The organism is Pedobacter sp. 01T416_2 (genome assembly GCF_056398925.1).
Genome location: NZ_JBFTQI010000498.1, coordinates 1 through 6,589, shown reverse-complemented (window position 1 = coordinate 6,589; position 6,589 = coordinate 1). Strand labels below are relative to the sequence as shown.

5 protein-coding genes are annotated in these 6,589 nt (G+C 40.3%); 2 read left to right on the top strand and 3 right to left on the bottom strand.

The window, feature by feature from the left end; genetic code table 11:
- Positions 1 to 1,541, bottom strand: a 1,541-nt coding sequence (locus AC1DPQ_RS18880) for a GMC family oxidoreductase N-terminal domain-containing protein (protein WP_477610528.1), incomplete at its 3' end; no start/stop codon positions are given.
- A 250-nt stretch (positions 1,542 to 1,791) separates the two neighbouring features.
- Here AC1DPQ_RS18880 and AC1DPQ_RS18875 point away from each other — a divergent pair.
- Positions 1,792 to 2,973: a class I SAM-dependent methyltransferase gene (locus AC1DPQ_RS18875; protein WP_477610527.1), complete on the top strand. Its 1,182-nt coding sequence runs from the start codon at positions 1,792 to 1,794 to the stop codon at positions 2,971 to 2,973.
- 150 nt (positions 2,974 to 3,123) lie between these two features.
- On the opposite strand, the gene AC1DPQ_RS18870 is transcribed toward AC1DPQ_RS18875, so the two are convergent.
- The gene (locus tag AC1DPQ_RS18870; RefSeq protein ID WP_477579150.1) at positions 3,124 to 3,699 is read right to left on the bottom strand and encodes a murein L,D-transpeptidase catalytic domain-containing protein; all 576 of its coding nucleotides are present in this window, start codon (positions 3,697 to 3,699) and stop codon (positions 3,124 to 3,126) included.
- A gap of 65 nt (positions 3,700 to 3,764) precedes the next feature.
- Positions 3,765 to 4,124 carry a DUF1304 domain-containing protein gene (locus AC1DPQ_RS18865; protein ID WP_477579152.1) on the bottom strand — a complete coding sequence of 120 codons (360 nt, stop codon included), beginning with the start codon at positions 4,122 to 4,124 and terminating at the stop codon, positions 3,765 to 3,767.
- A gap of 224 nt (positions 4,125 to 4,348) precedes the next feature.
- Between AC1DPQ_RS18865 and dnaK the strand changes: the two genes are divergently transcribed.
- Positions 4,349 to 6,259: a molecular chaperone DnaK gene (gene dnaK, locus AC1DPQ_RS18860; RefSeq protein WP_477579153.1), complete on the top strand. Its 1,911-nt coding sequence runs from the start codon at positions 4,349 to 4,351 to the stop codon at positions 6,257 to 6,259.
- The last annotated feature ends 330 nt before the right edge of the window (positions 6,260 to 6,589 follow it).

Below are 6,589 nucleotides of genomic sequence, written 5' to 3'. Positions count from 1 at the left end.
GTTCCAACTTCGTGAATAATTTTTCCGGGGTTGAGTAAACCGTAATTGGTATCTGCGCCCTGAATTTCGGAAGTAACCACCGCACCCATTTCTTTCATTATCGAAAGGAAAGTTTCTTGCATGTGTTTTGCTTGTAGGATTTCATCTTTGTCCCATTTGTAGTTAAACCTTAAAACCGGAATACCATATTTATCCACCGTGTTCGGATCAATTTCGCAGTAGTTGGCTTCTCTGGCAATTGCTGTTCCACGACCAGCCATGCCAACACCAGTTCCATAGAAACGGCGATAATCATCCTTTAACGATTTTCCATAACCTCCCGCTTCTTTCATTTTTCCATCTCTGCCAGGTACCATTCCATTCATTTGGGCTACACCGCCGCCAAAGCCATATGCAGGCATACCCATGCCACCCCAATATTCGATATGGTAACCACGCGGGAAGTTTAGTTTACGATTATCTAACCACCAGGGCGAATAGATGTGCACACTGCCCAAACCATCTTCATTGTAACGTTTTCTGTCCATTAACTGTGGAAGAAAGCCCGAAACACTTGCTCCGGTAGAATCGTGCAGGTATTTTCCAACCACGCCACTACTATTGGCCAGGCCATTTGGGTGAGAAGCTGATTTTGAATTTAATAATATACGGGCCGATTCACAGGCACTGGCACCTAAAATAACCAGTTTGCCATTTACCTGGTATTCTTGCAGGTCTTTACGGTTTACGTAAGAAACTCCTTTTGCAGTACCGTCTTTATCGGTGATTACTTCGCGTACCATGGCATCGGTAATTACAGTAAGGTTTCCTGTTTTTACTGCAGGATTCACCAAACATGACGATGATGAAAAATCACCATACACTTTACAGCTTCTTCCGCACTGACCACAGTAGAAACAAGGTGCACGGTCGTTGTTATTAGGTAAGGCTTCGGTAAGTACAGACCCACGGCCGGTAATTACTTTTACACCCGCTTTTTCTGCACCTTTTTTGATGAAAAGTTCGTTTAATCTTGGTTTTGGCGGTTTCATAAAGATTCCGTCTGGCTCATTCTCTAAACCTTCTGCCGTTCCATAAATACCGATCATACGGTCAACTTTATCGTAGAACGGTTTTACATCTGCGTAAGTAATAGGCCAGGCATCGGTTAAACCATCTTTAGGTTTAAAATCGTCCGGACCCATCCGTAAAGAAATTCGTCCCCAGTGATTGGTACGGCCACCGAGCATCCGCGAACGGAACCATTCGAATTCGCTTTTGTTTTTCTGGGTATAAGGTTCGCCTTCTAATTCCCATCCTCCATACGAAGCATCAAAATCACCAAATGGACGCGTTGTACTTGCACCACGACGGGGAGATTCCCAAGGCCATTTTAATTGATGTGAATCTAATCGCGGATCGAAATTTTGACCAGCTTCGAGCATTAAAACCTTTTGACCTGCATGTGCCAGAACATATGCAGCCATTCCACCGCCCGCACCTGAGCCAACAACAATGGCATCATAAACGGTAGGCGATTTTTTTATCTGAAAGTCACTCATGAATTGTGGTTAGCTATTTTTATATAATCTAATCTAAAGCTTAATTTTTTGAAATAAAAGTGTTCGGCTATTTTGGAATCAATATAGATAATATTGCCCATGCATATTTCTAAATCGTATTACGTCAGCGCTGGATTAGCCGTTTTTAATCAAATAAATCTTAAAATGGTCGCTCTATTGTTACATTATCACGGATATGTTCTGCTCCGGATAAACTTGATTATCTTTGTTGTTAAAATTATCGATGCCAGTGTTAGAATATATAGAACAATTTACCATAGCTTTAAAAGAAAGCCTAAATACAGCAAGTTTTGTAAAGGTATCTTTAGGGAACTATAAAGGAGAAGAGGAAGCATTAAAGCAGATTCTTATCCGCAAAGTGGTGATTAAACGTGAAGATAAACTGGCCTTTACTTATCGCTATAAAACCCGCGATGTGGTGAAAAACTATGCAGTTGATGAAGCAATAGGCTTGATTATCGATTATCTTGAAAAAGGTTTTAAAATCGGTACTTTGTTTACCACCGAAAAGGATCTGATTTTGGAGGAACTGAACAATGGCAAGATTGTTTTTAGGGAAAGCAAAGCATCAAGTTCAGCAGCGCCATCGGTCAACCACGATAAAGAAAAAGCCAGGTTGATTAAACCAGAGGCGAAGTCTTATTTAACGGAATTGAAAATCACCGATGCAGAAGGGAAGGTTTTCAAAAATGCGCAGGATAAATTCCGCCAGATTAACCATTATATCGAAATTTTAAGTTCTTTAATTAAAGAGCTGCCAGAAGGAACCATTAAAAAGGTTGCTGATATGGGTTCAGGTAAAGGTTATTTAACTTTTGCGCTTTACGATTATCTTCATTCGGTTTTAAAGCTCGAAACTGAAGTTATAGGCGTGGAATATAGGCAGGATATGGTTAATTTGTGTAATCAGGTTACGGTTAAATCTGCTTTCGATAAATTAAACTTTGTTCAGGGAACGATTGAGGATTACAAGGCTGATGATGTGAATCTCTTAATTGCGTTACATGCCTGCGACACCGCTACAGACGATGCCATTTTTAAAGGGATTAAAGCCAATGCCGAACTGATTGTTGTTGCGCCTTGTTGCCACAAACAGATCCGTAGAGAGATTGAGCAACATAAAGTAAAAAATGATGTTTCGTTTTTAACTAAATATGGCATCTTTTTAGAACGCCAGGCCGAAATGGTTACCGATGGAATCCGTGCCCTGATCTTAGAATATTTCGGATATAAAACCAAAGTTTTCGAATTCATCTCGGATGCACATACACCTAAAAATGTGCTTGTGGTGGGGGTAAAGGGCAAGGAGCATGGAACAGAGAAGAAAGCAGATATTTTACAGAAAATTAAAGCAAGTAAGGAATACTTTGGAATTGGCTATCATCATTTAGAAAGATTGTTGGAATTATAGATTTTCTAATGCGGTCGTCATGCTGAATTTATTTCAGCATCTATCCTACATCTAGAAAAAATAGGGCGTTATCGATCAGTGAGACGCAGGCCCGATAAGATCAATCCCTCTTGCAAACTAGGTCGTGAAACAAGTTCAGGGTGACGACAGCTAAATATATATCCAAAGCAGCACAGGTTTTTTCCTGGTTTTGAGCAACGCATCAATCTTTCGCATGGTACCGTTTGACAAAACGGGGCAGCCAGCACTTTGTCCGAATAAAGTTTGGGGATAAATTTCCTGGTTGGGAACTGGCGTGTAGGAATGTAAAACCACAATCCGTTTAAAAGCATTATTATTCGTTTTTTCTAAACCGTACATTTTATAATGCACATTAATCCCCCAATTGCTGTATGAGCGGCCTTTAACTTTGTATTTGCCTAAAGAGGTGCAATAACTTCCTTCTTTGTTGCTGAAAACCGGTTTTGTTGGCGTACTGCCGCCTCCAACACCATGGGAACAAAGACCTTCGATGGTGATCTCTTTTTGTTTAAAATCGTAAACAAAAATTCTGTTTTTGCCGGAATGGATACTCATATCAATCATAATGGCGATTGAAGTATCCATCTTATTTTTCTGGCAGAAGGCCAATGCTTCCTTAATTCTGTCTGCACTTACGTAGTGATTAGCCCTGGGTTTAAAACCGAACAACGTAAACAAGATAAGAAGAGCGGATAGCTTATGCATATTATGTTGATGGCGCTAGGAACTTACTATGTAGGTTGGTGCGACACCAACCAATAGAATGGAACTTACAGATGCAATAAAATCAGTGCTATTAAAGCTGGAATCGACTGTACGTAAAGAATTTTTTTACTTGCTGTGGCTGCACCATAAATACCAGCGATAATGACACAGGTTAAAAAGAATATGGCCACATAAAATTTCCAGTGATGATCGGTTATGCATAACGACCAAATTAAACCTGCTGCTAAAAAGCCATTGTATAATCCCTGGTTTGCTGCCAGTGTTTTTGTCGGCACAAATAAATCTTTTGGGATGGTTTTAAATACTTTCGGTGCCTTGGTGGTCCAGGCGAACATTTCTAACCAAAGGATATAGATGTGGATGAAGGCCACTAAGCCGATTAGGATTTGTGCTGCTAATTGCATTATAGATTGGATTATACAGATTTAAATGATTGCACCGATTGATTGTAATTTAAAGATATAAAACTTTGAGGGCATTTAGATGATCACTCATTATTTCTGCTTGTGTTTTATCACCGAAGCGCAAAAAATGCTGTTCAATAAACCCGATAATAGCGGGCACGAGTGAAACGAAGTAAAGCGATTAGCGGGACTGCTGCCTCCGAAGTACTGCTGACTTTCATTTTCTGGGTAAAATTATTGGAATAGACTTAGGAACAACAAACTCTTGCGTGAGCGTAATGGAGGGCAACGAGCCTGTAGTTATCGCAAACAGTGAGGGTAAACGTACTACACCGTCTATTGTTGCTTTTGCAGAAAACGGTGAGCGTAAGGTTGGCGAGCCTGCTAAACGTCAGGCTATAACCAACCCAACAAAAACGATATATTCGATTAAACGCTTTATGGGTAACAGCTACGACGAAAGTGCGAAAGAAGCTGGACGTGTACCATATAAAGTAGTTAAAGGTGATAACAATACACCACGTGTTGAAATCGACGACAGAAAATATACTCCACAAGAGATTTCTGCAATGATTTTACAGAAGATGAAAAAAACTGCTGAAGATTTCTTGGGTCAGGAAGTAACTGAAGCGGTAATTACTGTACCAGCTTATTTTAACGATGCACAACGTCAGGCTACTAAAGAAGCAGGCGAGATTGCAGGTTTAACTGTAAAACGTATCATTAACGAACCTACTGCAGCTGCTTTAGCTTATGGTTTGGATAAAGCACACAAAGACATGAAAATTGTTGTTTTTGACTGTGGTGGTGGTACGCATGACGTTTCTGTTTTAGAATTAGGTGATGGTGTTTTCGAAGTAAAATCTACTGATGGTGATACACACTTAGGTGGTGATGACTTTGACCACATTATTATTGATTGGTTAACTAGCGAATTCAAAGCTGAAAACAGCATGGATTTAGCTAAAGACCCAATGGCTTTACAACGTTTAAAAGAAGCTGCTGAGAAAGCTAAAATTGAGTTATCGAGCACAACTTCTACTGAAATTAACTTACCATACATTACTGCTGATGCTAGCGGCCCTAAACACTTAGTACGTACCTTAACCCGTGCTAAATTTGAGCAATTGGCTGATAGTTTGATCAAACGTACTATCGATCCTTGTAAATCTGCTTTGAAAAATGCTGGTTTAAGCACAAGCGATATCGACGAAATTATCCTGGTAGGTGGATCTACACGTATCCCTGCTATTCAGGAAGCGGTTAAAGCTTTCTTCGGTAAAGAGCCAAGTAAAGGTGTTAACCCTGATGAGGTTGTGGCAATCGGTGCTGCTATTCAAGGTGGTGTGTTAACTGGTGATGTTAAAGATGTATTGTTATTAGACGTTACGCCTTTATCATTAGGTATCGAAACTATGGGTGGTGTAATGACTAAATTAATCGAGTCTAACACAACTATCCCAACTAAAAAATCGGAAACTTTCTCAACTGCAGCTGATAACCAACCTTCGGTAGAGATCCACATTTTACAAGGCGAGCGTCCAATGGCTGCTCAGAACCGTACAATTGGCCGTTTCATTTTAGATGGTATTCCACCAGCACCTCGTGGTGTGCCTCAGGTAGAAGTATCGTTTGATATTGATGCCAACGGTATCTTACACGTTAGTGCTAAAGATAAAGCTACCGGCAAAGAGCAAAAAATCCGTATCGAAGCATCTTCAGGTTTAACTGATGCTGAGATCAAAAAAATGAAAGAAGAAGCTGAAGCTAATGCAGCAGACGATGCTAAGCAGAAAGAAGAAGCTGATAAAATCAATGGAGCTGATGCTTTAATCTTCTCAACTGAGAAACAATTAAAAGAGTTTGGTGATAAATTATCTGCTGATAAAAAAGCACCGATCGAAGCTGGTTTAGAGAAATTAAAAGCAGCGCACGGTTCTCGTAACTTTGCAGATATCGATGCAGCACAAGCTGAATTGCAAAATGCATGGAACGCAGCATCTGAGGAAATGTACAAAGCTGGTGAGCAACCTCAGGGTGGCGAACAAGCACAAGCTGATGGTCAGCCTCAAGGTGGTGGCGATAACGTTACCGATGTTGATTTTGAAGAAGTAAAAGAAGACGATAAGAAATAATAGTCTTGAGTCTGAATTCCTGAGGCGTAAGTCTTAGGAGGATAAAATAAAAGCGTTTCTGATTGAGTTCAGGAGCGCTTTTTTGTTTTCTGTCATTCTGAGGAGAACGAAGAATCTGTTTCATAAGTTGCTTGATGCTTTTCAAAATAATGCCTTGTACTTTTTTGAAAACGATCGGTTCAGTGCTTTTCGGAAAAGCAGACCCGCCATTCGCTAATCCGATGCTAATTTAGTGCCGATTTATCGGTAAAGGATCGGAACCGCTGCTGTCGGGTTTAGGAACGGAGTTTAGTACTTTTGGATGGGTTTGAATAGTGATGAGGCTAGCTT

Excerpts from the sequence above, each read along its gene's own strand:
- AC1DPQ_RS18870 (WP_477579150.1), bottom strand. The coding sequence starts at position 3,699 with ATGCATAAGCTATCCGCTCTTCTTATCTTGTTTACGTTGTTCGGTTTT.
- AC1DPQ_RS18865 (WP_477579152.1), bottom strand. The coding sequence starts at position 4,124 with ATGCAATTAGCAGCACAAATCCTAATCGGCTTAGTGGCCTTCATCCAC.